Origin of the sequence: Pseudomonas sp. R43(2017) (assembly GCF_002112345.1) — a bacterium.
In the GTDB taxonomy this organism is placed as follows: domain Bacteria; phylum Pseudomonadota; class Gammaproteobacteria; order Pseudomonadales; family Pseudomonadaceae; genus Aquipseudomonas; species Aquipseudomonas kribbensis.
Genome location: NZ_NEHJ01000009.1, coordinates 249,936 through 276,524, shown reverse-complemented (window position 1 = coordinate 276,524; position 26,589 = coordinate 249,936). Strand labels below are relative to the sequence as shown.

The 26,589-nt window shown below is 62.4% G+C and carries 23 protein-coding genes; 9 read left to right on the top strand and 14 right to left on the bottom strand.

Annotated elements, in window-relative coordinates; genetic code table 11:
- Positions 1-151 precede the first annotated feature (151 nt).
- From preA to CAG02_RS29680, 4 genes are all read right to left on the bottom strand, one after another.
- Positions 152-1,426, bottom strand: a complete 1,275-nt coding sequence (gene preA / locus CAG02_RS24670; RefSeq protein ID WP_085711517.1) for an NAD-dependent dihydropyrimidine dehydrogenase subunit PreA — start codon at positions 1,424-1,426, stop codon at positions 152-154.
- A complete protein-coding gene (locus CAG02_RS24665) occupies positions 1,427-2,794 on the bottom strand; it encodes an NAD(P)-dependent oxidoreductase (RefSeq protein WP_085711516.1) in 1,368 nt (455 codons plus the stop codon).
- A 159-nt stretch (positions 2,795-2,953) separates the two neighbouring features.
- Positions 2,954-4,393: a dihydropyrimidinase gene (hydA, locus tag CAG02_RS24660; protein ID WP_085711515.1), complete on the bottom strand. Its 1,440-nt coding sequence runs from the start codon at positions 4,391-4,393 to the stop codon at positions 2,954-2,956.
- Positions 4,394-4,774: 381 nt separating this feature from the next.
- Positions 4,775-5,014 carry a hypothetical protein gene (locus CAG02_RS29680; protein ID WP_139831895.1) on the bottom strand — a complete coding sequence of 80 codons (240 nt, stop codon included), beginning with the start codon at positions 5,012-5,014 and terminating at the stop codon, positions 4,775-4,777.
- On the opposite strand from CAG02_RS29680, the gene CAG02_RS24655 reads away from it, so the two are divergent.
- From CAG02_RS24655 to CAG02_RS24645, 3 genes are all read left to right on the top strand, one after another.
- Complete coding sequence (locus tag CAG02_RS24655) at positions 5,013-6,497, top strand: NCS1 family nucleobase:cation symporter-1 (protein WP_085711514.1); 1,485 nt, start codon at positions 5,013-5,015, stop codon at positions 6,495-6,497. The two genes, CAG02_RS29680 and CAG02_RS24655, sit on opposite strands and share 2 nt — an antisense overlap.
- Before the next feature lie 131 nt (positions 6,498-6,628).
- Complete coding sequence (locus tag CAG02_RS24650) at positions 6,629-7,912, top strand: Zn-dependent hydrolase (RefSeq protein WP_085711513.1); 1,284 nt, start codon at positions 6,629-6,631, stop codon at positions 7,910-7,912.
- Between the two features lie 71 nt (positions 7,913-7,983).
- Entirely contained in the window at positions 7,984-8,904 is a 921-nt protein-coding gene (locus CAG02_RS24645) for a bifunctional oligoribonuclease/PAP phosphatase NrnA (RefSeq protein WP_170931644.1), read from the top strand.
- A 5-nt stretch (positions 8,905-8,909) separates the two neighbouring features.
- Here the strand turns inward: CAG02_RS24645 and CAG02_RS24640 are convergent, their stop codons facing one another.
- The 9 genes from CAG02_RS24640 to CAG02_RS24600 all read right to left on the bottom strand — a co-directional run bounded on the left by CAG02_RS24640 (position 8,910) and on the right by CAG02_RS24600 (position 18,529).
- On the bottom strand, positions 8,910-9,119 hold the full coding sequence (locus CAG02_RS24640) for a hypothetical protein (RefSeq protein WP_085711511.1): 210 nt from the start codon (positions 9,117-9,119) through the stop codon (positions 8,910-8,912).
- A 150-nt stretch (positions 9,120-9,269) separates the two neighbouring features.
- Entirely contained in the window at positions 9,270-10,658 is a 1,389-nt protein-coding gene (locus CAG02_RS24635) for an amidohydrolase family protein (RefSeq protein ID WP_085711510.1), read from the bottom strand.
- A gap of 12 nt (positions 10,659-10,670) precedes the next feature.
- Complete coding sequence (locus tag CAG02_RS24630; RefSeq protein ID WP_085711509.1) at positions 10,671-12,026, bottom strand: nucleobase:cation symporter-2 family protein; 1,356 nt, start codon at positions 12,024-12,026, stop codon at positions 10,671-10,673.
- Positions 12,027-12,117: 91 nt separating this feature from the next.
- The gene (locus CAG02_RS24625) at positions 12,118-13,164 is read right to left on the bottom strand and encodes a GTP-binding protein (RefSeq protein WP_085711508.1); all 1,047 of its coding nucleotides are present in this window, start codon (positions 13,162-13,164) and stop codon (positions 12,118-12,120) included.
- Positions 13,165-13,251: 87 nt separating this feature from the next.
- Positions 13,252-13,866, bottom strand: coding sequence for a UbiX family flavin prenyltransferase (locus CAG02_RS24620; protein ID WP_170931643.1), 615 nt, complete (start codon positions 13,864-13,866; stop codon positions 13,252-13,254).
- Positions 13,867-13,877: 11 nt separating this feature from the next.
- Entirely contained in the window at positions 13,878-15,263 is a 1,386-nt protein-coding gene (locus CAG02_RS24615; protein WP_085711506.1) for a UbiD family decarboxylase, read from the bottom strand.
- A gap of 123 nt (positions 15,264-15,386) precedes the next feature.
- Positions 15,387-16,292, bottom strand: coding sequence for an amidohydrolase family protein (locus CAG02_RS24610; protein ID WP_007952854.1), 906 nt, complete (start codon positions 16,290-16,292; stop codon positions 15,387-15,389).
- A gap of 4 nt (positions 16,293-16,296) precedes the next feature.
- Positions 16,297-17,226, bottom strand: coding sequence for an amidohydrolase family protein (locus CAG02_RS24605; RefSeq protein ID WP_007952852.1), 930 nt, complete (start codon positions 17,224-17,226; stop codon positions 16,297-16,299).
- Between the two features lie 379 nt (positions 17,227-17,605).
- Positions 17,606-18,529, bottom strand: a complete 924-nt coding sequence (locus CAG02_RS24600) for a LysR substrate-binding domain-containing protein (protein WP_085711505.1) — start codon at positions 18,527-18,529, stop codon at positions 17,606-17,608.
- A 118-nt stretch (positions 18,530-18,647) separates the two neighbouring features.
- Here CAG02_RS24600 and CAG02_RS24595 point away from each other — a divergent pair, with 118 nt between their 5' ends.
- The 6 genes from CAG02_RS24595 to CAG02_RS24570 all read left to right on the top strand — a co-directional run bounded on the left by CAG02_RS24595 (position 18,648) and on the right by CAG02_RS24570 (position 25,765).
- The gene (locus CAG02_RS24595; protein ID WP_085711504.1) at positions 18,648-19,112 is read left to right on the top strand and encodes a (2Fe-2S)-binding protein; all 465 of its coding nucleotides are present in this window, start codon (positions 18,648-18,650) and stop codon (positions 19,110-19,112) included.
- Complete coding sequence (locus CAG02_RS24590) at positions 19,112-21,316, top strand: xanthine dehydrogenase family protein molybdopterin-binding subunit (protein WP_085711503.1); 2,205 nt, start codon at positions 19,112-19,114, stop codon at positions 21,314-21,316. The genes CAG02_RS24595 and CAG02_RS24590 overlap by 1 nt, the downstream gene beginning before the upstream one ends.
- Before the next feature lie 6 nt (positions 21,317-21,322).
- Positions 21,323-22,213, top strand: a complete 891-nt coding sequence (locus CAG02_RS24585) for a LysR family transcriptional regulator (protein WP_085711502.1) — start codon at positions 21,323-21,325, stop codon at positions 22,211-22,213.
- 77 nt (positions 22,214-22,290) lie between these two features.
- On the top strand, positions 22,291-23,781 hold the full coding sequence (locus CAG02_RS24580; RefSeq protein ID WP_085711501.1) for a helix-turn-helix transcriptional regulator: 1,491 nt from the start codon (positions 22,291-22,293) through the stop codon (positions 23,779-23,781).
- Positions 23,782-23,961: 180 nt separating this feature from the next.
- A complete protein-coding gene (locus CAG02_RS24575) occupies positions 23,962-24,204 on the top strand; it encodes a DUF1652 domain-containing protein (protein WP_085711500.1) in 243 nt (80 codons plus the stop codon).
- A 964-nt stretch (positions 24,205-25,168) separates the two neighbouring features.
- The gene (locus CAG02_RS24570) at positions 25,169-25,765 is read left to right on the top strand and encodes a trimeric intracellular cation channel family protein (protein WP_256576917.1); all 597 of its coding nucleotides are present in this window, start codon (positions 25,169-25,171) and stop codon (positions 25,763-25,765) included.
- 45 nt (positions 25,766-25,810) lie between these two features.
- Here the strand turns inward: CAG02_RS24570 and CAG02_RS24565 are convergent, their stop codons facing one another.
- On the bottom strand, positions 25,811-26,578 hold the full coding sequence (locus tag CAG02_RS24565) for an SDR family oxidoreductase (protein ID WP_085687598.1): 768 nt from the start codon (positions 26,576-26,578) through the stop codon (positions 25,811-25,813).
- Positions 26,579-26,589 lie beyond the last annotated feature (11 nt).

Here is a 26,589-nt window from a genome sequence, read left to right as displayed (position 1 = left end):
TATGATGTGACTGCCGGCCCCTTCGTCGGATCGCCGCCCGGGGCAAGCCCGCTCCCACAGGACTTTGGGTTGTCCTCAAGTGTTACATACGCCAGAGAACCCTGTGGGAGCGGGCTTGCCCGCGAAGGCGTCAGCTCAGACGCCGCATGCCTCAAGGTGAGACATGGTAGGGATTGCGCGGATCATGATTCCAGTCCAGAAACGGCTTGCCCGTTTCCATCGGCACCATCTCGATACAGTCCGCCACCGGACAGGTGATCTGGCACAGATTGCACCCCACGCACTCATCATCGATCACTTCATATTTATGCGTGCCATCGGCCAGTTTCAGGCTGCTGATCGCCTGGTGTGAAGTGTCCTCGCAAGCAATGTGGCAACGCCCGCAACCGATGCACGCTTCCTGGTCGATCTTCGCAATCACCTGATAATTGATGTCCAGGTACTTCCAGTCCGTGGTGTTGCCCACCGCGCGCCCGGAAAACTCGGCGATGTTGGCGTAACCCTGACTGTCCATCCACCGCGACAAGCCGTCCTTCATCTCATCGACAATCCGGAAGCCATGCAGCATCGCCGCCGTGCACACCTGCACCGCGCCGCTGCCCAGGGCGATGAACTCCGCCGCGTCGCGCCAGCTGCCGATGCCGCCAATGCCGCAGATCGGCAGGTGCTGGGTCTGCGGGTCACGGGCGATCTCCGCGACCATGTTCAGCGCGATCGGCTTGACCGCCGAGCCGCAATAACCGCCGTGGGTGCTTTTGCTGCCGACGGTGGGCAGGGCGACCATGTGTTCGAGGTCGACGCTGGTGATCGAGTTGATGGTGTTGATCAGCGACACCGCATCGGCGCCACCCCGGTGCGCAGCGCGGGCGGCGACGCGGATGTCGGTGATGTTCGGCGTCAGCTTGACGATCACCGGTAGCGAGCAATAGGTCTTGCACCAGCGCGTCACCTGCTCGACGTACTCCGGCACCTGACCGACCGCCGCGCCCATGCCGCGTTCGGGCATGCCGTGGGGGCAGCCGAAATTCAACTCGATGCCGTCGGCGCCGGTGGCTTCCACCAGCGGCAGGATGTGTTTCCACGACTCCTCGACGCACGGCACCATCAGCGACACGATCAGCGCGCGGTCCGGCCAGTCCTTTTTCACCTGGGTGATTTCCCGCAGGTTGATCTCCAGCGAGCGGTCGGTGATCAGTTCGATGTTGTTGATGCCCAGCACTTCGCGGTTGTTGCCGTAATGCGCCGAGTAGCGTGAGGACACGTTGACCGCTGCCGGGTCTTCACCCAGGGTTTTCCAGACCACACCGCCCCAGCCGGCCTCGAAGGCGCGCACCACGTTGTAGGCCTTGTCGGTCGGTGGCGCGGAGGCCAGCCAGAACGGGTTTGGGGCTTTGATGCCGGCGAAGACAATCGAGAGATCGGCCATTTACGCAGCCTCCACGTTGAGCATCAGTTGAGCGTTGATCGCCTCGGCGGCGCGCTTGCCGTGTTGCACCGCTTGCACGGTCAGGTCCTGATCGAGGCTGGTGCAGTCGCCACCGGCATACACGCCGGGGATGCTGGTGCGCAGGTTTTCATCGACCTGAATCCGTTCGCCCTGACGCTTGAGTTCGCGGGCCAGCGGATCGGCGAGGGCGCTGCCATCGAAGGCCTGGCCGATGGCTTTGAAGATCGCATCGGCCGCCAGCTCGAAGGTCTCGCCCGTGGTTTGCAGGCGACCTTCCACCAGATGGGTGCGGGCGAAGCGCATCCCGCGCACCTTGCCTTGAGCGTCGAGCAGCACTTCGTCCGGTTGTGCCCAAGTCAGCAACCTCACTTGATTGGCCTTGGCGATGTCCTGCTCATGGCTGGTGGCGCCCATGTCCGCCGCGCCACGGCGATAGACCAGATTGACGTCGCGGGCGCCGAGGCGGGCCATTTGCACGGCCATGTCGATGGCGGTGTTGCCGGCGCCGAGGACGATGCAGTGCTCGGCCAGCGGCAGTTGCGACAGGTCATCGGCCTGGCGCAGTTCGCGGATGTAGTCGGTGGCGGCGAGCAGGCCGGGCGCGTTTTCGTGGGCCAGACCGAGTTGCTTGCTGGCGTTCAGTCCGAGGCCGAGGAACACCGCGTCGAACTGCTGATGCAGTTCGCTGAGGGTCAGATTCTCACCGAGTTTCTGGCCATGGCGAATTTCAATGCCGCCGATCTGCAGGAGGAAATCCAGCTCTTTCTGCGCGTAGTCATCCACCAGTTTGTACTTGGCGATCCCGTATTCGTTGAGCCCGCCAGCCTTCTCCCGCGCTTCGAAAATCACCACGTCATGCCCGTGCATGGCGCTGCGGTGGGCGCAGGACAGACCCGCCGGACCGGCACCGACCACGGCGATGCGTTTGCCGGTGGCGGCGGCGCGCTGGAACGGGTGCTCGGTGAAATGCGCGTTGTCCACGGCGTAGCGTTGCAGCAGGCCGATCAGCACTGGTGCGCATTCGTGGGCGTTGTTGCGCACGCAGGCTTGCTGGCAAAGGATTTCGGTCGGGCAGACCCGGGCGCAACTGCCGCCGAGGATGTTCGCCGAAAGGATTTTCTGCGCCGCACCGGGCACGTTGTCCTGATGGATATTGCGGATGAACGACGGGATGTCGATCTCGCTCGGGCACGCGTTCACGCACGGCGCGTCGTAGCAATACAGGCAGCGCGAGGCTTCCAGATGCGCCTGACGGTCGTTGAGTGGCGGCGCCAGATCGGTGAAATGGCCGGCGAGGGCGGCCGCACTTTCGTGCGGGTGCGGGAGATGGTTCAGGGTCTCGATCACGGTTTTTTGCCTCACGGTTATTTGAGGTTTTCTGCCTCTGTCGGGCAGTGGTTTTTTGTGTTGTCTGTTCGGCCCCTTCGCGAGCAAGCCCGCTCCCACACTTGGAATGCATTTCCCCTGTGGGAGCGGGCTTGCTCGCGAAGGCCGAAGGCCTGGATTTCAGCGTTTAACCGCAACCGGCCTGTGCAGCTCAGCCCGCTTGCTCAGCAAATCAAACACCGCCGGATACGCCGGCCGTTCGATATACCGGCCCGCCCCACGCTCGGCGCGCAGGTCGCCGTCGGCCCAGACCACTTTCCCCTGGCTGACGGTATGGCTCGGCACACCGCGCACGGTCTTGCCTTCGAAGATGTTGAAGTCCACCTGCTGATGGTGGGTCTTGGCGGAGATGGTGCGGGTGCCTTGCGGGTCCCACAGCACCAGATCGGCATCGGCACCGACGCGGATCGCGCCTTTGCGCGGATAGAGATTGAAGATCTTGGCGGTGTGGGTGGAGGTGAGGGCGACGAAGTCCTGCATCGACAACCGCCCGGTGTTGACCCCTTCATCCCACAGCACTGCCATGCGGTCTTCAATGCCGGCGGTGCCGTTGGGGATCTTGCTGAAGTCATCGCGCCCGGCGGCTTTCTGCTCGGCGCAGAAGCAGCAATGGTCAGTGGCGGTGGTGTGCAGATTGCCGCTCTGCAGACCATGCCACAGCGCCTCCTGATGCCCGCGCGGACGGAACGGCGGGCTCATCACGTAGCCGGCGGCGGTCTGCCAGTCAGGGTGCTGGTAGACGCTGTCGTCCAGCAGCAGATGCCCGGCCAGCACTTCGCCGTAGACCGGTTGGCCCTTGCTGCGGGCGTAGGTGATTTCGTCGAGGGCTTCCTTGGTCGAGACGTGCACCAGGTACAGCGGCGTGCCGATGGTTTCAGCGATACGGATCGCCCGGCTCGCGGCTTCGCCTTCGACCTGCGAGGGCCGCGACAGCGGATGCGCTTCCGGCCCGGTGATGCCCTGGGCCATCAACTTGCGTTGCAGGTGATAGACCAGTTCGCCGTTTTCTGCGTGCACGGTCGGTACCGCGCCGAGCTCCAGGCAGCGTTCGAAGCTCGCCACCAGCGTGTCGTCGGCGGCCATGATCGCGTTCTTGTAGGCCATGAAATGCTTGAAGCTGTTGATCCCGTGATGACTGACCAGTTCGGCCATTTCCTCGCGCACCTGCTCGCTCCACCAGGTGATCGCGACGTGGAAGCCATAGTCCGACGCCGACTTCTCCGCCCAGCCGCGCCACTGGTGAAACGCTTCGAGCAGCGACTGCTGCGGATTGGGAATCACGAAATCGATGATCGACGTGGTGCCGCCGGCCAGGCCTGCGGCGGTGCCGCTGTAGAAGTCTTCGCTGGCCACGGTGCCCATGAACGGGAGTTGCATGTGGGTGTGCGGATCGATGCCGCCGGGCATCAGGTATTGGCCGCTGCCGTCGAGCACTTCGGAGCCGGCGGGAACATCCAGGTTTTCACCAATGGCTTTGATCACGCCGTCAGCGCAATAGACATCGGCGCGGTAACTTTCATCATGGGTAACAACGGTGGCGCCACGGATCAACAGAGACATTCCGAGTTCCTCGCAGGCATGACCGACTTGTGCCGGTTCTAGTGTTTTATTGTTTGCAGCGCCAAATGCGTAATCTTGTCAGCACTGTCAGGAATAGACGCTAGTCGCAGTTCTGTAATTGATCAAGATTATTTTTTATAAGTATATGACTGTTTTAAATAACTGATAAATAACGATAAAAATCATAAATCACCAAAATGGTGAGGCACTTCACCATTTTGACGCACTTGACAGGTTGGAAATATGAGCAAGATTTCCTATGTGAAATCAGCCGCTTGAAGTTGAGCTGCGGCTGAGCGCCCACGATGAAAAAAGTGCAGTGCACCAGATTGAGTCCTGACAGTTCGGACAACTTGCCTGGCATTTAGCCTGAGTGTTCAGTCAAGTTTTCGCGGCCTCATAAGGTGAATAATTAAAACTGATAAACATCAGTTGGTTACGCAAAGTTGAAAGCACGGCCCGATGCGTAAGCGGGGCACCCGGCACGTTTATTGATGCCGCCGCTGACACCATGGCCGGTGCATGAAGGTTGTCAGTTCCTCCGGCCATCGTCCGGCTCGCACCTGCGTGTGCAGCCGCCTGATGAGCAAAAATAATCAGAAGAAACAGTGGAGCGGCCATGCAACAGAACAGATCGCAAGTGACCGAGCGCGACGGCTTGTTCGAACTCGAAGCCGGCAGCGACGTCCTCGACAGTCCCCGTTACAACCACGACATGGCACCGACCAAGGTGCGCGAACGAACCTGGAACAAATGGCACATCACCGCGCTGTGGGTCGGCATGTCGATCTGCGTGCCGACCTACACCCTGGGCGGCGTGCTCACTGCGTATTTCGGTTTGACTGTCGGCGAGGCGCTGCTGGCGATTCTGTTCGCCAACATCATCGTCCTCATCCCTCTGACGCTGAATGCGTTTCCCGGCACCAAATACGGCATTCCGTTTCCGGTGCTGCTGCGCTCGTCCTTCGGAATTCTCGGCTCCAACGTGCCGTGCCTGATCCGGGCGCTGGTGGCCTGCGGCTGGTTCGGCATCCAGACCATGTTCGGCGGGCTGGCGATTCACCTGTTTCTCGGCTCGATTTTCGAGGGCTGGAAATCCCTCGGCGGCACGGGGGAGGTGATCGGTTTCATGATTTTCTGGACGCTGAACCTGTGGGTGGTGATCCGTGGCGCCGAGTCGATCAAATGGCTGGAAACGCTCTCGGCGCCGCTGCTTGTGGCGGTCGGCATCGGGTTGTTGGTGTGGGCCATGCCGAATGTGTCGATGACCGAACTGCTGGCGATTCCGCCGAAGCGTCCCGAAGGCGCGAGCGTGGTCAGTTACTTCGCCGCCGGGCTGACGGCGATGGTCGGTTTCTGGGCCACGTTGTCGCTGAACATTCCCGACTTCAGCCGTTATGCCCGCAGCCAGAAGGATCAGATCCTCGGGCAGATTTTCGGCCTGCCGCTGACCATGTTCCTGTTCGCCGCGCTGGGCGTGGTGATGACCGCCGCGTCAGTGAAACTGGTGGGTGTCAGCGTTTCCGATCCGGTGACTTTGATCGGCCACATCCAGAGCCCGGTGTGGGTCGCAGTAGCCATGGCGCTGATCATCATTGCCACGCTGTCGACCAACACCGCCGCCAACATCGTTTCGCCGACCAACGACTTCCAGAACATCGCGCCCAAGGTCATCAACCGCACCAAGGCTGTGATCCTCACCGGGATCGTCGGCCTGGCATTGATGGGCCATGAGTTGCTGAAAAAGCTCGGATGGATCGTCTCCGACCTCAGCCTGGAAACCGTGTATTCGAACTGGCTGCTGGGTTATTCCAGCCTGCTCGGGCCGATTGCCGGGATCATGGTGGTGGACTATTTCCTGATCAAGAAACAGCAACTGGACCTGGCCGGCCTCTACCGCGATGACGTGTACCCGGCGTGGAACTGGTACGGATTCATCGCGTTCGGCGTGCCGGTGGTGCTGACTTTGCTGTCACTGGGCAGCAGCGCGTTCAGCTGGTTCTACAGCTACGGCTGGTTCACCGGCTCGGCGCTGGGCGGGTTGATCTATTACGGGTTGTGCGCGATGCGGGCACAGCCTTCTGTCGTGAAATCACCGGTGTGATAACTGGCCTCTTCGCGAGCAAGCTCGCTCCCACAGGAGGGTGCATTTCAAATGTGGGAGCGAGCTTGCTCGCGATGGCGGCCGGGCAGTCACCGCAGCAATATCCATAAGAACTGCCTGAGGAGATCCCCATGAACGCAGCCGTAGACGTTCTGCAATCGACCCATCAGCACATCAACCGCGACCGCTTGTGGGCGTCGCTCATGGAACTGGCCAAGCTCGGCGCCACGGTCAAGGGCGGGGTCTGCCGTCTGGCCCTGACCGACCTCGACCGCCAGGCCCGCGATGTTTTCGTGCAGTGGTGCAAGGACGCCGGTTGCAGCGTCTCGGTCGATGAGGTCGGCAACATCTTCGCCCGCCGCCCCGGCCGCAACCCGAACCTGCCGCCGGTAATGACCGGCAGCCACATCGACACCCAGCCCACCGGCGGCAAGTTCGACGGTTGCTTCGGCGTGCTGGCCGGGGTCGAAGTGCTGCGCACCCTCAACGACCTGGGCGTGGAAACCGAGGCGCCGCTGGAAGTGGTGGTCTGGACCAACGAAGAGGGCTCGCGCTTCGCCCCGTGCATGATGGGCTCCGGCGTGTTCGCCGAAAAATTCACCCTCGAAGAAACCCTGGCCAAGGTCGATGCCGACGGTGTAACGGTCGGCGAAGCGCTGAATGCCATCGGCTACGCCGGACCACGTAAGGTCAGCGGGCACAAGGTCGGCGCCTACTTCGAAGCACACATTGAACAGGGCCCGATCCTGGAGGACGAACAGAAAACCATCGGCGTAGTGCTCGGCGCACTGGGGCAAAAGTGGTTCGACCTGAAACTGCGCGGCGTCGAAGCCCACGCCGGCCCGACCCCGATGCACCTGCGCAAGGACGCCTTGGTCGGCGCCTCGGTGATCGTCGGCGCAGTCAACCGAGCCGCCCTCGGACACCAACCCCACGCCTGCGGTACGGTCGGTTGCCTGCAGGCCTATCCGGGTTCGCGCAACGTCATTCCCGGTGAGGTGCGCATGACCCTCGACTTCCGGCATCTGGAACCGGCACGTCTGGACTCGATGATTGCCGAGGTCAAACAGGTTATCGAAACCACCTGCGAAGAACACGGCCTGACCTACGAGCTGACCCCGACCGCCGACTTCCCGCCGCTGTACTTCGAAAAAGGCTGTGTCGAAGCCGTGCGCGGCGCCGCCAAAGGTCTGGGCCTGTCGCACATGGACATCGTCAGCGGCGCCGGTCACGACGCGATTTTCCTCGCCGAACTCGGCCCGGCCGGGATGATCTTCGTGCCGTGCGAGGGCGGCATCAGCCACAACGAAATCGAAAACGCCGCGCCGGACGATCTGGCGGCGGGTTGTGCGGTGTTGTTGCGGGCGATGCTGGCGGCTTCGGCAGCGGTGGCGGGTGGGCAACGCGCTGCCTGACTTCAAACTGTCATCTGTACGTGCGACGTTGCCGCCCCGGAAAAGGAAGTCAGGGACGCGCAATGTCGCCCATCAAAGTCATCACCTCAGGCTCGGCGTATCTGGACATCGACGCCTGTGCCTGCTGCATCGCCTACGCAGAGCTGCTCAACCTGCAAGGCATTCCCACCCGCGCCGTCAGCAGTGCAAAACCCAATGCCAGCGTCTCGAACACCGTGCTGGGCTGGGGCGCCGTTCTGGACGATTACCGCCCGACCTCCAACGATGAGTTCGTGCTGGTCGATGTCTCCGATTACCACCACTTCGATCCAATGGTCGCACTCGACCGGGTGGTGGAAGTCATCGACCATCATCCGGGGTTCGAAAGTCACTGGGTGCAGAAGCTCGGATCTGCTGCCGATATCCGCCCGATCGGCGCGGCGGCGACTCAGGTTTTCCAGCGCTGGAAAGCCGCAGGTTTACTGCCGAGGATCAGCGAGCAAAGCGCCGCTCTGCTGGCCACGGCGATTCTGGACAACACGCTGAATTTCACCGGGCAGATGACCACGGCGGCGGACATCGAGGCCTATGCCGAACTCGCGCCACACGGGAAACTCACGGCGGACTGGCCCGAGCAGTACTTCCTCGAATGTCAGGCGGCCATCGAATCAGACCTGTCTGCTGCATTGGCCGCCGATCTCAAACGCATGAAACCCGAGAGCCGGTTGCCCGAGGTTTTCGCGCAAATGACCGTATGGGATGCCGATGCGTTGATCGAGAAGCATCGCAGCGAGATTTGCCGCTGGATGGGCGGGCAGGGCGATGACTGGTTGCTGAACGTCATCAGCATCAGCCAATGCAAAAGTTGTTTGCTGGCCGAACCTGAGGTCAGCCAGCAGAAGTTGAGTCGTTTGCTGCCGATGGAATGGCAGGCTGGTTTGGCGATTCTAAAGCCCTCGATCTTGCGCAAGGAGCTACTGAGTCTGGGGCTGAATGCAAACTCAGGCGGGTGAAGTGATTACCCGGGATTGTCGGTTTTACTCGCCGCGCCTTTACGCCGTTCAACGCCATTCGGGTTTCCAACGTCCAGCAATCTTCTTTCCACCATTACAGTTTCAAGCGCCTGACGCTCGGCCGGTGCCATCTGGTGCTCGCGCTTTTTCAGCTCCAGCAGGATGGGGCTGGACCAGGTGCGATAGGTCTGTTCGATGAGGCGGTTGGATGTCATCAGTCTCTCCTTGATCAAGAGCCCGGTGTAGCTGGCAGGGGTTCAATCCGATGAGGTACTAACGTTAGTCGACAAAACGGGAAGGCGCTAATGCCGCCAGTGGAAGCCGACGAGACGAATCGTCGCACCGCCGCTTCCACTGGTCATGCATCAATCGTCGACCTTCATCATCGCCTGCACTCCCTCCCAAGCCTCGGCCCGCATCCGCTCGATATCCAGCCCCGGAATCACCCCGTCATCCACAACGATCCGCCCGCCCACCAGGCTGTATTTCACGGCAATCGGTTCGCCCGCGACGACCGGTGCGACGGCGCTGTCGTGGAAACCGTAGAAGCGTGGATGGTCGATGCTGTAGATCACCAGATCCGCTGCCTGACCAATTTCCAGCGTGCCGACCGCGCCGAGGCCGAGCACTTGTGCGCCGCCCGCCGTGCCCCAGTGGATCACGTCTTCGGCGGTGGTGGCCGAGGCGCCTTGTTCGGCGCGGTGGATCAGCCACGCGGTGTTGGCTTCGCCGACCATGCTTCCGGATTCGTTGGAGGCCACACCGTCGACGCCGAGGGAGATCGGCACGCCCGCTTCGTACATCTGCGGAATCGGCGCGACGCCGCTGCCCAGCCGGGCGTTGCTGACCGGGCAGTGGGAGACGCCGGTGCCGGTCTGGGCGAGCATGCGGATTTCCCCCGGTTGCAGGTGCACGGCGTGGGCGAACCAGACGTCCGGGCCGAGCCATTCGTGTTCGGCGACGAACTCCACCGGCAGGCAGTTGTACTTGTCGCGGCAGAAATTCACGTAATTCTCGGTTTCCGACAGGTGCGTATGCAGGCGCAATCCCATGCCTCGGGCGGTGTGCGCCAGTTCACGCAGCAGCGTCGGTGGCAGCGAGAAGGTCGGTGTGGTCGGTGCCACCACCACCCGCCGCAGTGCATCCGGAGTGTCCTGGTGGTAGCGCGATTTCAGCCGTTCGAGATCACCGACCATTTGTTCCAGGGACTCCGGTTGCAGCGCGGTTTTCGAGAAGCCCGGATGTGCGCTGGCAGACTCCAGCGCGCCGCCACGGCACAGCACGAAGCGCAGACCGAATTCCTCGGCGAGGTCGAACAGCAAGTCGCCGGTCTCGGTGCTGCCGTGAGCGTGATAGAGGTAGTGATGATCGGCGCAGGTGGTGACGCCGGACAGCAGCAACTCGACCATCCCCAGCCGCGCGGCGATCCGTGCCAGTTGCGGGGTGAAGCGGTTCAGGCGCGGGTAAGGCACGCTGGCCAGCCAGCCTTGCAGATCCTGATTCAAGCCTTCGGGCACGGCTTTGAGCAGGTTCTGGAACAGGTGATGGTGGGTGTTGATCCAGCCCGGATAGACCACCAAGTTGCGCGCGTCGATCACTCGCTCACCGGGTTGCGGCTCAAGGTTGGCGGCCATTTCGGCGATGCGGCCGTTGACCACGCGGATGTCCACGGCGCCGGCCCGGGCCCGGGGGCCGCGCAGGCCGGTCATCACCGCGACGGGATTTTTGATCAGGATGTTTTGAAGTCGAGTCATGGGCAGCTCCAGTCAGAGGATGTGCGAGGCGGATTTGCCGGGTGTGGTTTCTGGCACGCTGACGCCGTTGAGCGCCGCGTTGAGCAGCACCGACACCAGGCAGGCGATGACCACGCTGCTGTGCAGGAACGGCTGTGACCACTCGGGCAGTTGTTTGAACAGGGTCGGGGCGAGCACCGGCACCAGGGCGGCGGCGATGGTGAAACCGACGATCAGCACGTTGTAGCGGTTGCGCTCGTAGTCGACCTTGGCCAGGGTCTGGATCCCGGCCGCCGCGACCACACCGAACATGGCGATGCCGGCACCACCCAGCGCGGCGGTCGGCATCGAGGCGATGATCGCCCCGGCCTTCGGCACCAAGGCAATCGAGCACATCAGCAGACCGCTGATCGCCACCACCCAGCGGCTGCGCACGCCGGTCAAAATCACCAGCCCGACGTTTTCCATGAAGGCAATGAAAGGGAACGCGGCGAACATCCCGGCGATGGTGCTGGCCAGGCCATTGGCGCGCAGGCCGTTGATCACTTGTTTGTCGTCCACCGGTTTGTCGACGATGTCGCCGATGGCCACGAACAGCCCCATGGACTCGACCATCTGCACGATCATCACGACGACCATGGTGGCGATGGGAATCAGGCTGAAGGTCGGCAGGCCAAAATAGAACGGGTAGGGCACGGTCAGCCACGGCGCGTCCTCGACGCTGTGAAAGTTGCCCATGCCCAGAGCGTAAGCCAGACCGGCGCCCACCAGCATGCCCACCAACACCGCCATGTTGCGCAGTAACGGGCTGCCATAACGGTTGACCAGCAGAATGGTCAGCAGCACCAGCACCGCCACGGCAAGAAACGCCGGGGCGCCGAAATTGCTCGCGTTGCGCCCGCCGCCGACCCATTCATAGGCGATCGGGAACAACTGCAAACCGATCACCGTGACGATGCAACCGGTCACCACCGGCGGAAAGTATCGTCGCAAGCGGCCCACAAACGGCGCCATCAGCAGGGTGAAAATCCCCGCACCGATCACCGCCCCGCAGACCCCGGCGAAACCCACCTCCGGGTTGCTGCCGATGGCGATCACCGGTCCGACGCTGCTGAACGCCACGCCTTGCAGAATCGGCAGGCGCACGCCGAACTTCCAGAAACCGACGGTCTGCAACAGGGTGGCGATCCCGGAGCAGAACAGCGTGGTGCTGATCAGCACCACCGTGTCGGCGTGGGACATCTTCAGGGCACTGGCGACTATCAACGGCACGGCGATGGCGCCGATGTACGAGACGGCCATGTGCTGCAGGCCGAGGGTGAGCATCTGTCGCACCGGCAGGACGCGGTCGACGGGGTGGACGGTGGAGGAGGAACTGGCTGACGACATGGGGAATCACCTCTAGCTGTTGTTATTCGGTACAGAGGGGTATTCGTTCTGTGTGCCCGGAACCGCCATCCACCGGCTCCGATGCCGGGTTTCAGCCGGCCAGGCAGGCGGCGAAGCCCTGGTTCAGCGCCGCCCGATCCAGGTCGCGGCCGATGAACACGATCTTGCTCGAGCGCGGCTCACTGCCCCACGCGGTCGAGGCGCGGAACTCCACCAGACTGTGCACGCCTTGCAGCACGTAGCGCTGGTCTTCGTTGGCCACCGCCAGCACGCCTTTCATGCGGTACAGGTTGTCGGCCTGAGCACTGCGCAACTCGCTGATCCAGCGGTGGAACGCCATCAGGTTGACGGCGCCATCCACGGCGATGCCCACCGAGGACACGCTCGGGTCGTGTTTGTGATCCGGCTCGTCATGGTCGTGGTGATGCTCGTCAGCGTGATGGTCGTGTTCGGCACCGATTTCCATCAGCTTCTGCGTGCATTCGAAGGCGCCAATGCCGAGGATTTTCGACAGGTCGATTTGCGCATGGGTCGAGGTCACCAGATCCGCCGTGGCGTTCAATCCACGGATCTTGCCGCGCAGGGTTTCCACTTCTTCAGCACTGACCAGGTCGACCTTGTTGATGACGATGCGGTCGGCGCAGACGATCTGATCCACCGCCTGATTGTCGACGCCGTCCAGTTGCAGGTCTTCCAGGTGCTGGGCGATGTGCTTGGCATCGACCATGGTCACGATGGCGTCGAGTTCGACTTCCTCGGCAATCGGGTCGTTGATGAAGAAGCTCTGGGCCACCGGGTACGGGTCGGCCAGGCCGCTGGTCTCGATCAGGATGTGGTCGAGCCGCACCGGACGCGCCACCAGTTCGCGGACGATGCGCACCAGATCCTCGCGGACTTCGGCGGTGCAGCAGACGCAGCCGTTGACCATTTCGTAGATTTCTTCGGTCTCGGAACTGAGCACCAGATCGCCGTCGATGCCGACCTCGCCGAACTCGTTTTCGATCACCGCGATCTTGCGGCCATGGTTCTCCTTGAGGATGTAGTTGAGCAGGGTGGTTTTGCCGGCACCGAGGAACCCGGTGAGGATGGTGACCGGAATTTTGGTGTTCGGGGTCGGGGCGTTGAAGGGGGTGTTCATGTGAGGCTCCTTGGTGTTTACCGGTGCACGATGAATTGAGTGATGACGCTTTACTGTGGGAGCTAGCTTGCTAGCGATAGCGGTGTGTCATTTAGCGGTGATGGCGACTGATCGACCGCCATCGCGAGCAAGCTCGCTCCCACAGGGTTCTGTGTGTTCTCGCCATCGCAGGGCGACGCCGGCATCGAGGCCGAACAGGTCGAGGACGCGGCCGAGGCTGTGGTCGACCATTTGCGCCAGGCTGTCGGGGCGGGCGTAGAAGGCCGGCACCGGCGGCGCGATGATCCCGCCCATCTCGGTGACGGCGGTCATGTTGCGCAGGTGGGCGAGGGTCAGCGGCGTTTCGCGGGCCATCAGCACCAGGGTGCGACGTTCCTTGAGGGTGACGTCGGCGGCGCGGCCGATCAGCCCAGATGACGTGCCGGTGGCGATCTCCGCCAGGGTGCGCATCGAGCAGGGCGCAACCACCATGCCCAGGCAACGGAACGAACCGCTGGCGATCCCGGCGGCGACGTCATCGGCGCGGTGGTAATGGCTGGCGAGGGCGGTGATGTCCGCCAGTTTGTAGTCGGTTTCGTGGGCCATGGTCAGCAGCGCGGCGCGGCTGATGACCAGGTGGCTTTCGATGTTCAGCTCGGCCAGCAACTCCAGCAGGCGCACGCCGTAGATGAACCCGGACGCGCCGCTGATGCCGACCACCATCCGCTGGCGGTTCACGATGACAGACCTTCAAGCAGTTGCCGGGCGCGCTCGAGCACATCCTGATCGAGCTGCGCCTTGATCCCGTCGAACCCCGAACCGCGCGTGGCGTCCAGCCCCATGCGCGATGTGGTGCCATTGACCGAGGACGACGGGTCCAGCGGGCTGCCGGGCAAGCCGTCGATGGTGAAGATGTCGAGATGCGGCTGGAAGTGCGTGGCCAGTGCCCACAGCACCTGGCTGTCGTCGGTGAGGTCGATATCGCTGTCCACCGCGATCACGGTTTTGAGGTACGGGTCCCAGCCGAGCAGGGCCAGCATGATCTGCCGGGCCTCGCCGTCGCGGCTCTGGTCCAGCGCCACGTAACAGTGAAAATGCGTGCCGGAATTCGGGTAATGCACGGCGGTGACGGCGGGAAAGCGTGCCTTGAGCTTCTCGCTCATTTCCGCTTCACGGGGCAGCCGCGCCAGGGTGAGGTGTTCGGCATAGCGCCCGCCCATCACGTCCACCAGCCAGGCGTCCTTGCGCCGCAACAGGGTGTCGACGCGCAGCACGTTGTTGGTCGAACGGTCCGAGGAATAACCGCTGAACTCGCCGAACGGGCCTTCTTCGGCATAGGCCGCCGGGTCTATCGCGCCTTCGAGCACGAACTCGGCGTAAGCCGGCACGCCGATGCCATAGCGCGGGGTCTTGACCAGTTCCAGCGGCGCACCGAACAGCCCGCCGGCCACCGCGCGTTCGTCGCTGCCGTAAGGCAAGCGAGCCGCAGCGGCGAGCATGAACAGCGGGTGCGCGCCGACCACCATGGCCACGCGCAATTCTTCGCCGCGCTCGCGGGCGGTCTGCAACATCCGCCACAGGTGTCCGCGCGAGTGCAGGCTGGTTGCCAGGGCCTGACGGGCATGGCGCATCGAGCGGTGGTAGCTCATGTTGGCGATGCCGGTGAGCGGGTCTTCGGCGATGATGATCGCGTTGGTGATGTACGGGCCGCGATCACTGTCGAAATGCTTGAGCATCGGCAGCAATGCCAGGTCCAGCGCTTCGCCTTCAAAGACTTCATCGAGTATCGGGCCGGTTTCGACATAGCGTGGCGGGATCGGCTGGTTGGCGCGGGTCTGGAAGGTTTCGTGCAATTGCGCGGCGCTGACGCCGAACAGTCGGGCAATCCTCCGGCGCGAGGCAAACAGATTGGTCGCCACCGGCACGCCAAGGTTGCCGACGTGTTCGCAGATCAGCAGCGGATCGCGGCCCTGGGCGGCGAGGGCATCGACCAGGGCGGTGACGTCCTGATCGGCAGAAAGGGGTTGGGTGATGGTCAGCACATCGTCCGGGTACTGGCGGCGATAGGCGTCGATGAATACGTGAAAATCCTGAGAGTCGCCGAGCGTCGAACGGGTCATGGTTTCACCTCGTAAAAAGCAGACGCGCAGGGGTGAGGGTGGCGTTCGATCGACAAGCCGTTGGCCTGCCGGTCGAGCGAACGCCGGGTCATCTTCGCGCCTGTAAAGTCGCTGTGTACGGGTTTAGAGGTAGGTCGTGGTCAGACGAATGTCCGCCTCGGCCAGATCCTTCGGCGGCGGGGTCGGCTCGATCCCGCACAACCGGGCGATGTTGTTGCCCAGGTAATCCTCAAGGTGATCCTCGTCGATCCCCAGGCCCTGGGGTGCCGGCGAGCACAACACTTCCAGCTCGCGCAGCCACATGCCCGGTTCGTTCGGCGGCGAGTCGGTGCCGAACACGATCTTGTTGCGCGGCAGCTCTTTGGCGAACTCGACGATCCGCGACTGGAAGCACCAGCCGGATTCGCAGTACACGTTCGGCGTGTCCATCGCCATCCAGAACGCCTCGAACGAGTAGTTGCCACCGGTCTGGATGCCGAAGTGGCCGATGATGAAATTGACCATCGGGAACTCGCGGATGATCGGGTAGAACATCGTCGGAATCGTGTACGGACCGTCACCGGTGTGGATCAGCACCACGATGTTGTACTTGGCGCAGACCTTCATCGCCGGGCGCAGCCAGTCGAGTGCGCGATCCGGGCGATAGCCGTGCATGTTGGCGTGCAGCTTGAGCATCTTGAAGCCGTATTCCTTGATGTGAAATTCCAGCTCCGCCGCGCCGTTTTCCGGTCCCCAGCGCGGGTTGAAATTGAAGTTGCCGATGAAGCGGTCCGGGTACTTCACGCACAGTTCGGCCACATAGGACATGTAGTCACGCACGCCCTCGCGGCCACGGCGGTTGCCGTCGCGGTAACCGGTGTTGCCCGGTGGCGGCTGGATGAAACCCATGTCGATCCGGCGCGGCTTGCCGTTGATCATGTACGGGCCGTCCATCAACTTGAGCATGCGCTCACCGGTGAACGGTTCGCCGGTGTGGCGCCAGGCCTCGTCGACCAGGTTGGTGGGGTGCAGATGGGTGTCGATGATCATCGGTTCAGCTCCTGGCCAGTTGAGTGGTGACGGGGCGCTTGAGTTGCGCCTCTGCTTCGGAAACGGAACGCGGCGGCGGGGACGGCTCGAGGCCGATCATCCGTGCGGTGTTGTTGCCCAGGTAGTCTTCGAGGGTGTCCTCGTCGAGGTTCAGGCCCTGGGGCGGCTCGTGGCAGAGCACTTCGAGCAGGCGCAGCCACATGCCCGGTTCGTTCGGCGGGGTGTCGGTGCCGAACAGGATCTTGTGGGTTGGCAGGACCTTGGCGAACTCGACGATCCGCGATTGCAGGCACCAGCCGGACTCGCAATAGACGTTGGGCAGCTCCATCGCCCACTGCATCGGCTCGAACACGTAGACGCCGCCGGTCTGCACGCCGAAGTGGGCCATGATGAAATCGACGTTGGGGAATTCCTTGATCATCGGCACCCATTCCGACGGGATGCTGTAGGGCCCGTCGCCGGTGTGCAGCTTGACCGGAATGCCCAGTTCAGCGCATTTCTCGAAGGCCGGGCGCACCCAGTCCAGCGCACGGTCAGGCCGGTAGGCGTGCATGTTGGCCTGCATCTGCACCATCTTGAAACCGTGTTCCTTGACGTAGCGCTCGATCGCCTCGACGCCGTTTTCCACGCCGCAGCGCGGGTTGTAGACGAAGCAGCCGATGAAACGGTCCGGGTAGGTCTGGACCATTTTCAGGGTGTAGGCCATATAGGCGTCGATGGATTCGCGGCCCGACAGTTCGCCGTCGGTCCAGGTGTAAATGGTGTTGCCCTGGGGTGGCTGGATGAAGGCTTTGTCGATGCGGCGAGGCTTGCCGTTGACCATGTACGGGCCATCCATCATCTCCAGCAGACGCTCGCCGGTGAACGGGTCACCGTCATGCCTCCAGGCGAGGTCCACCAGATCGGTGGGATAGCAGCTGATATCGATGATCATTGAAGTCGATCTCCTGATAGCGGGGAAGGGAGCCTTGCGGCTCACAGCATCCACGTCCCGGGCAATCGGCCGTTTCTATGCGCAGCACTCGCGCATTCCCTCGCCTGTTCGCATCCGGCCCGGGTGGGTGGTTGCTTGAGGCGAGTATTGGAAGGCGGGGGAGGGTTCGTACAATATTAATTGGGTGGGGTGGTGATACTTCTGGGATATGGGTCTTGGATCAAGAGCCGTGCCCTCACCCCAGCCCTCTCCCGGAGGGAGAGGGGGCCTACGGGGGGGGCTTGCGGTTTACATCGACCTGAAAGATCCAGTCGTTTATGGATTCACAGCAAGACTTTCATGTCGGCGTAATTCGTCAATATTCCCCATTCGGTCCCCTCTACCTCTGGGAGAGGGCTGGGGTGAGGGCCGCGTTCTCAAGCGTACCCAATACCAACTCCCGAACCGCATCAACAACAGGCCCCACCCGCTCAGCCTGCCCCTGCGGCCACACCGCATACAGGTTGTAATGCGCCGCAATCTGCGCCTCGTTCAACGCCACCAGCCGCCCGCTGCGCAACGCATCGGCAGCCAATAATCCGCGCACCAGCCCGGCGCCAACGCCAGCCTCCGCAGCCGCAATCAGATTCGCCGCATTATCGAAAACCACCCGCGCCGGCGGCTCCGTCGGCGTCATCCCGGCTGCATCCAGCCACGGAATCCACGACCGTCGCGTGTACCCCAACAGCGGTAATTCAAGAATCTGCGCCGGGCTCAACGGCAGCTGCAAACCATGCCGCTCCAGCAGCGCCGGAGACGCCACCGCCAACACCCGATCCCCACAAATCTGGGTCATCTCGCAATCATCCCAATCGCCGTAGCCATAGCGCAGCGACAGGTCCACCCGCTCGAACGTGCTGCGATCGCTGCGCGGCATCGACAGGATCGTCACTTCGTAATCCGGCAAACCGTCGAGCAATTGCGGCAGGCGCGGATTGAGCCAGCTCTGGGCCAGTTCGCTGTCGACGTCGAGAGTCAGACGCTGGGCCACGCTGCGGTTTTTCACCGAAGACAACGCCCGGTCTATCTGCGCCAGCCCATCCGACAGCACGCTGGCAAACAACTGCCCGGCATCGGTCAGGTTGCTGCCGCCGCCCTCGCGCACGAACAGCGGCTGGCCGATGAATTCTTCAAGGGCGCGGATCTGCTGGCTGATTGCGCTGTGGGTCAGGTCGAGCTTGCGCGCGGCGCTGGAAAAACTGCCGCTGCGCGCCGCGTGGATGAACGCGCTCATGGACTGCACCGACGGGTATCGCTTGTACATGTTGTTAGTCCTGCTTACACCGGTTGGCAGAAATCGTCGCTGGCCGCGTGTTGCCCGGGCTTCCAATAATCGATGACCAGGCCCGCACAAAGACGGGCCGCTCTTTTGGAGCCTGACAATGATTGCATTCACGGTTAACGGCGAACGACGCGAGCTGGATGAAGCGTCCCCCTCCATGCCCTTGTTATGGGTGTTGCGTGATCAGTTGAAACTCACCGGCACCAAATTCGGCTGCGGCATGGGCCTTTGCGGTGCCTGCACCGTGCACCTGAACGGCGTCGCGGTGCGTTCCTGCCAGTTGCCGCTGGCCGCCGTCGCGGGCCACAGCATCACCACCATCGAGGGCCTGTCGCCCAACGAAAGCCATCCGCTGCAACTGGCCTGGGTCGCCGAAGATGTGCCGCAATGCGGCTACTGTCAATCCGGGCAGATCATGTCCGCCGCCGCGCTGCTCAACACCGGGGCGCCGGTCAACGACGACTCGATCCGCAACGCCATGTCCGGAAATATCTGCCGTTGCGGCACTTACGGGCGGATCAACAAGGCGATCAAACGTGCGGCGAATGCGCCGAAGGAGGCGTGATGAGCCTCGTCGAAAATGCCGGTTTCGAACGGTCGCGCCGGGTGTTTCTAAAGCAGACGGTGACGGTGGCGTCCGGTCTGGCGATTGCGCTGTATCTGCCAACCGGTGCGACGGCTGACCCGAAAACCACGGCTACCGAATTCGAACCCAACGCCTGGGTGCGAGTGCTGCCCGACGGCACGGTAAAACTGGTGGTGCACAAGCACGATTCCGGCACCGGAACCCAGACCGCACTGGCCGCGTGCGTGGCCGAGGAGCTGGATGTGAACCCGATGACCGTGCAGGTCATCACCCCGGAAGATCCGTTCTTCGAAACCTATATTCATCCGGTCTGGAAAGTCTTCTCCACCGGCGGCAGCACCAGTGTGTCGCTGGAGTACGATCGCCTGCGCATGGCCGGCGCCACGGCGCGGGCGCTGCTGATCAGTGCGGCGGCGCAGCAGTGGAAAGTCAGCCCCGAGAGCTGCTCCACCGAAGAAGGCCGGGTCGTGCATGCCTCGAGCAAACGCAGCCTCGGCTATGGCGAACTGGCCGGCGCGGCGGCGCATCTGCCGGCACCGGCCAATGTCGCGCTGAAAGATCCGGCGCAGTTCAAATACATCGGCAAGTTGCGCCACAAACGCGATGCGGCGGCCAAGGTGTGCGGGCGCTTCAAATACAGCATCGACGTGCAGTTGCCGGGGATGCTGGTGGCGGTGATCCAGCGTGCGCCGGTAGTGGGCGCCAAGGTTGTCGCGGTGGATTCGGCAGCCGCGTTGCAGGTGCCGGGTGTGCGCAAGGTGATCGCGGTTCCGGGGCGGCCGGACGTGCTCGGCGGCAACCTCGAAGGCGTCGCGGTGCTGGCCGAAACGTTCTGGGCCGCTCAGCAGGGACGCAAGTTGCTGGAGATCAAATGGAGCGACTCGCCGCTGGCCAGTTTCGACAGCGCCGAGCTGCCCAAGGCACAGCTCGCAGCGATCAGCGACCCGGCAACGCAAACCGTCAAAGCCATGGCCCAGGGCGATGTCGCCGGACAATGGCCGGGCGCGGCGAAGCTGCTCGAAGCCGATTACACCATGCCCTACAAGGTGCAAAACCCGCTGGAACCGATCTGCATCACCGCGCAGGTCAAGGACAAGGCGATCAGCTATTGGGGCGGCGTGCAGGTGCCGTCGTCGGCGCTGGAAGCGGCGCAGACCGTGTGCGGCATCGGCAAGGACAAGGTCACCATCCATGAGTTGGTATCTGGCGGCAGCTTCGGTGCGCGGGAAGCCAAATACTGGTTGTTTGAAGTCGCGTATCTGGCGCAGCAGACCGGCGTGCCGGTGAAACTGCTCAACAGCCGCGAAGACGAAATGCACGCGCTGTTCAATCACCCGGCGACCTTGCACCGGGCAAAAGGCGCGCTGGATGCCCAGGGCAAACTCACCGCGCTGCAACTGCATGCAGTGTCGCCGGCCTCGCCGGAACAGTGGGAGCCGGGCTATTTCGAGCGCCCGGATCACATGGATTACAGCACCACCGAAGCGATCACCACGTGGGACTTCGCCTATCGTCCGCCGCACCTGGAGCTGAACTGGGTCAAACACGAAAGCAACGTGCCCAGCGGCTGGTATCGCTCGGTGAGCTTCATTCCCAACGTGTTCGCCGTGGAAAGTTTTATGGATGAACTGGCCCATGCGGCCGGTGAAGATCCGCTGGCGTTCCGGCTGGCCAATATGCAGGAACGGCCACGGCATGTCGCGGTGTTGAAACAGGCAGCCGAACGCGCCGGTTGGGGCCAGAAACTGCCGCCGGACACGGCGCTGGGGATTGCCACCAATCAGGGCTACACCAGTTTTATCGCCGTGGTGGCGCGGGTCGCGAAGGTAGACGGCAAGGCCCGGGTCGAGAAGCTGACCTGTGTGGTCGACTGCGGTCTGGCGGTGTCGCCGGGCGGGGTCGAAGAGCAGATTTACGGCGGGCTGATGTGGGGCCTAGGCCATGCGCTGTTCGACCGTCTCGACATTCAGCAGGGCAGGGTGGTGCAGAGCAATTTCCACGACTATCGCGTCACGCGCATGTCCGACATGCCGCCCGTGGACATCCTCGTTCTCGATGGCCAGCCGGACAAACCGGGCGGGGTCGGAGAGCTGGGCAGTCCGTCGGTGGTTCCGGCGATTGCCAATGCGCTGTTCAGCCTGACCGGGGTGCGTCAGCGTTCCACGCCACTGAACCTGGGGTAAGCCGCCATGGACCTGCGTTTGCTGCGGTACTTCATGGCCCTGGCCGATGAGTTGCACTTCGGCCGTGCCGCCGAACGGCTGCACATCTGCCAGCCGCCGCTGAGCCAGCAGATCCGCTTGCTGGAGGAAGAACTCGGCACGCCGCTGTTCGAGCGCAGTCACCATCGGGTCGAACTGACAGCGGCGGGGCAGATGCTCAAGGAGCAGGCGCCGCTGGTGTTCGAACAACTCGAACGGGCGCTGGACCTGACCCGGCAGACCGGACGCGGGCAGCTCGGCGAGCTGGAAATCGGCATGATCAGCTCGGTAATGGTCGGCGTGCTGCCCAAGGCGCTGCATCTGTTTCGCGAGCGCTACCCGCAGGTGACCTGGCGTCTGCATGAGATGACCCCGGCGGCCCAGGTCAAGGCGTTGAAGGAAAAACGCATCGACGCCTGCGTGTTCCGCGTTGGCTATGACGATCCGCAGTTGCGCAATGAATTGCTGATCCATGAGCCGATCCACGTGGTGATGCCAGCGGACCACCCGCTGGCCCGGCGTGAAGTGTTGGCGCCTGCTGATCTGGCGCAGGAACCGTTCGTGGCGCTGGAACTGAAGCAGTCGCGCTTCGCCAATTTTCTCTATCAGTGCTGCATTCAGGCCGGATTCACCCCGCAGATCCGCCAGCAGGTGATCGAGGTGCAGACCTTGCTCAGTCTGGTTCGCGCCGGGTTTGGCGTGGCGCTGTTGCCGGCCTCCATCGAGCAACTGGCTCCCGCCGGACTGGTATTCCGGCGCCTGACCCCGGCGCTGCCGCAAGTGCCGCTGTACGCGACGTATCGGGCGGACGATGCCTCGCCAGTGCTCAAGCTGTTTCTCGATACGCTGCGGGAACTGGTGGATCACTCATCGCGATAACCAAGGGCAAAATTGCCCGGCACGATCGCGACGGCCAGCGGTCGTAAACTTCACATGCGCGTACTTGTGGAGAGCCAATGAGCCGGGACGTCCTGACCACCGAAACCAATCGCCGTCAGTTGCAACAGATCATCGCCGGTCTGTCCGACGGAGTGATTCTGCTGGAACTCGACCAGACCATCCTCTGGGCCAACGAAGCCGCGCTGGCGATGCATGGCGTCAGTCGTATCGGCGAGTTGGGCAACAATGCCGCAGAGTATGCCGAGCGCTTCAACCTGCGTTATCGCAACAACCACACGCTGACGCCGGAGCAGTACCCGATCAGTCGCGTGGCGGCGGGGGAAACCTTCAGTGACGTGCTGGTGGAAGTCACCCCGCACAGCGATGAAGAACGCACCTGGGTGCACAGCGTGCGCAGCATGGTGCTGACTGATCGTGACGGCGAGACCGAATCGCTGGTGCTGATCATGAGCGACGTCACCGATTGGGCCAACGCCGAGCAGCGTTTCGAAAAAACCTTCAATGCCAACCCGGCACCGGCGGTGATCTGCCGTCTCAGCGATCTGCGTTACATCAAGGTCAATCCGGGCTTCCTGGAAATGACTGGCTACACCCGCGATCAAGTAATCGGCGCTTCCACTTATGAGCTGGACATTCTCGAACAGGCCGAGCGCAAGGAACTGGCGATCCAGCGCCTGCGGGATGTCGCGACGATTCCGCAGATGCAGGCTGAATTGCGTCTGCCGGACGGTGGCAGCAAGCAGGTGATCGTCGCCGGCCAGCCGCTGGTGCTCAATGACGAGGACTGCATGTTGTTTTCGTTTGTCGACATGGAATTGCGGCACAAGGCCGAAGTCGCCCTTCGCCAAAGCGAGGAGCGCTTCGCCAAGGCCTTTCGCCTGACGCCGGTGCCGATCCTGATCTGCAGCGCCGACGAGCAGCGGCTGATCGACATCAATCAGGCCTTTCTCGATACCCTGGCTTACGAGAGCGACGACGTGCTCGGCAAGACCGTCGCGCAACTGGACTTCATCGATGAACCGGCGGAGCGCGCTCGGTTGCTGGCGGCGCTGGAGAAGACCGGCCGGGTTGACCGCGTCGATATGCGGATCCGCAAGAAAGACGCCGAGCTGCTGGAGTGCGCGGTGTCCGCTGACACCGTCAACATCCAGGACACGGTGTGCTATCTGCTGGTGCTGATGGACATCACAGAGCGCAAGCGCACCGAGCTTGAACTGGTGGCGGCGATTGAAGAAGTGATGAAGGATGCCTCGTGGTTCAGCCGTACGCTGATCGAGAAACTGGCCAATGTGAAGAAGGTCAACTCGCCGCAACTGCCCAGCGTTTCGTTTACCGATCTCACGGCTCGCGAACGCGATGTGCTGGGACTGATCTGTGAGGGGTTGGCGGACAAGGAGATTGCTGCGCGATTGAAGCTGGCGCCGAACACGGTGCGCAATCATGTGGCGACGGTGTATTCGAAGCTCGATGTGCACAGTCGCAGCGAGGCGATTGTCTGGGCTCGAGAGCGCGGGTTGTTCTCGGGCAGCAGCCGAGGGCAGCGGTAAGGTGCAAATGCACTAGCTCATGGGGTGCAAATTCGGGTGTTTGATCGGGCGGGCTGTTCTTAGTCTGGTGAGGTGCGGTGCGGTTTTTTTCCGTGATCGCGTCCCTTTTGAACCTGCTAATGGATCAGCCCCTATGAATGTGTTGTTTGTTGTCGAGTCTCGTTGTGTGGAGCTTGCGCGATGATTTATCTGGCGCAGTTGCGGGCACAGCTTGAGCGCAGTTTTTCGCCGTTGGCTTGTGAGTGTGTGGTGGATGGGGATCACTCGCTTACTGTGAAGTTGTATGAGCCGGTTTCGGGGCGGGTGGATCTGGTGATCAGTGGGTTGAGTCTTGGTGCCTTGCGTACGCCGGAAGCGGTGGATGCCTTGATTGATGAATTGCGGTATGAGCTTGAGAGTAATTCTTTGCGCTCTCCGGGGTGAACTTGGCGGCCTCTGGGCCGACCATGCTGTTTTGGGTTTGGGTGTATATCCGTTGCTTCGGGTGTTGCCGCTGGCGGTTTCGCCCTTACGGCGAGTCCCTTTTGGCAAACGCCCCAAAAGGAACCAAAAGGTCTGTGCCCTGACGTTCGGCACCTCGCTTTGGCTCGGTGTTCCTTCGCTCCGGGATTGATCCGGGGGCATCGCCTACGGTTTGCTTCGCTGCACCTCCTCTCGATGTGTTTGGCTTCGCCAAACGGTCGCTGCGCTCCCCCCCCCCAGATCAATCCCTCCACTCAGCCTGCCGACGGGCCCTGCGATCAAAAGCGGTACTCGAGCTAACGCTCATCGTTTTGAGTGGTTAGGAGCAAAAGCAGACACGGAAGCGAAATCAGCGTTGTGCGCTTTTTAACAATCCGAGTTCAACTCGATATTGCACGTCGGCGTATCTCCCACAAACACCTCGGTCAGTTCCCTCTCCCTCCGGGAGAGGGCTGGCTCTTGAGATTGTTCAAAGTTCGATCGAAACACACGGTCCATTTCACAACTCACCCCAAAATCGACAGCCATTTCCCCCCAATCCCACCATTCCACTGGCACTCACCCCCCACTGGTCTATAAGGAATGAGTGGTTCGGTTTCCATAACCGGGCATTTGCACGCTCGGCGACGGGAGTTTTTCTTCCATTTATCGCGGGTCATCCTATGAACAATCCTGGGAAACGCGTGTGTTTTTCGTTGTTGTCGGCTTTCGGTCTGGTGCTGCTCAGTGGCTGTGCCAGTCCTCCACCCCCTCCGCCGGCAGCGCCGCCTCCGCCACCTGAGCGCACCTGTCAGGTGATGGAAAATACCGAGGTCGCCGGTGACATGTATGCCGACGGGCAGGTAACCCGACACATCACCAAGACGCGTTGCGTCACTCAATAACGCACGCGCCGTCAAAGGCGCGGGTCGAGTGGATTGTGCTGGTGGCCGATCTGGTCGGCACCGCTGTGTTTGCCGTTGAAGGCGCCATTGCGGCGATGCATGCTCAACTCGATCTGCTGGGCGTGATGGTGATTGCGTTCATCGTTGCGCTCGGCGGCGGGGTGACGCGTGATCTGTTGATCGGCGCTACGCCGCCCAAGGCTGTGGCCGACTGGTGTTATCCCGCGCTGGCGTTTGCCATGGGCGGGGTGGCGTTTGTTTTTCATGAGCAGGTGCTGGGCTGGTCCGGTTCGACCTTGATCGTGCTGGACGCGGCGGGGTTGGCGCTGTTTGCCGTGGCCGGGGCGCAGAAGGCGTTGAATTTCGGCATTTCGCCGTTTGTGTCCATGCTGATGGGGACGATTACCGGCGTCGGTGGCGGGGTGCTGCGGGACATTGTGCTGGCGCGGGTGCCGGTGGTGTTGCAGGCGGATTTGTATGCCAGTTCGGCGTTTGTCGGCGCGGCGGTGTTGATCGTCGGGCGCAGGCTGGGCGTTTCGCCGGTGGCGGCTGCGTTGCTGGCGGGGGCGGCGTGTCTGTTGTTGCGGTTGTTATCGGTGCATTTCGGCTGGCAATTGCCGAAGGCTCTGGAAGCATGAAAAAGACAGCCCTTGGGCTGCCTTTTCGTTTGCATCAGAAGCGGATCAGGACAGGAAACCGCCGTCCACGTTCAGCGATACGCCGGTGGTGTAGCTCGAAGCATCGCTCGCCAGGTACAGCACGGCGCCGGCCATTTCGCTCGGGTCGGCTACGCGCTTGAGCGGGATCTGCGTCAGCGCCTGTTTCAGGATCGCGTCGTTCTTCACCAGGGCCGAGGCGAACTTGGTGTCGGTCAGGCCCGGCAGCAGGGCGTTGCAGCGGATGCCGAACTGCGCGCATTCCTTGGCGAAGACTTTGGTCATGTTGATCACGGCGGCTTTGGTCACCGAGTAGATGCCCTGGAAGATCCCCGGCGAGATGCCGTTGATCGACGCCACGTTGATGATGCTGCCGCCGCCGTTTTCGCGCATCAGCTTGCCGGCTTCCACCGACATGAAGAAGTAGCCGCGAATGTTCACGTCGACGGTTTTCTGGAAGGCGCCGAGGTCGGTGTCCAGCACGTTGCAGAACTGCGGGTTGGTCGCGGCGTTGTTGACCAGGATGTCGAGGCGCCCGAACTGCTCCTTGATCCCGGCGAAGACCTGGCTGATCTGTTCCATTTCGCCGATGTGGCAGGCGACCGCTGTGGCCTTGCCGCCGGCGGCGATGATGGCGTCGGCCACGTGCTGGCAGCCTTCGAGTTTGCGGCTCGAAACGATGACGTGGGCGCCTTGCTGGGCCAGCAGTTTGGCGATGGCTTCACCGATGCCACGGCTGGCGCCGGAGACGAAAGCGATCTTGCCGTCGAGGTCGAACAACTGAGTCTTGGACATGGGATTCCCTT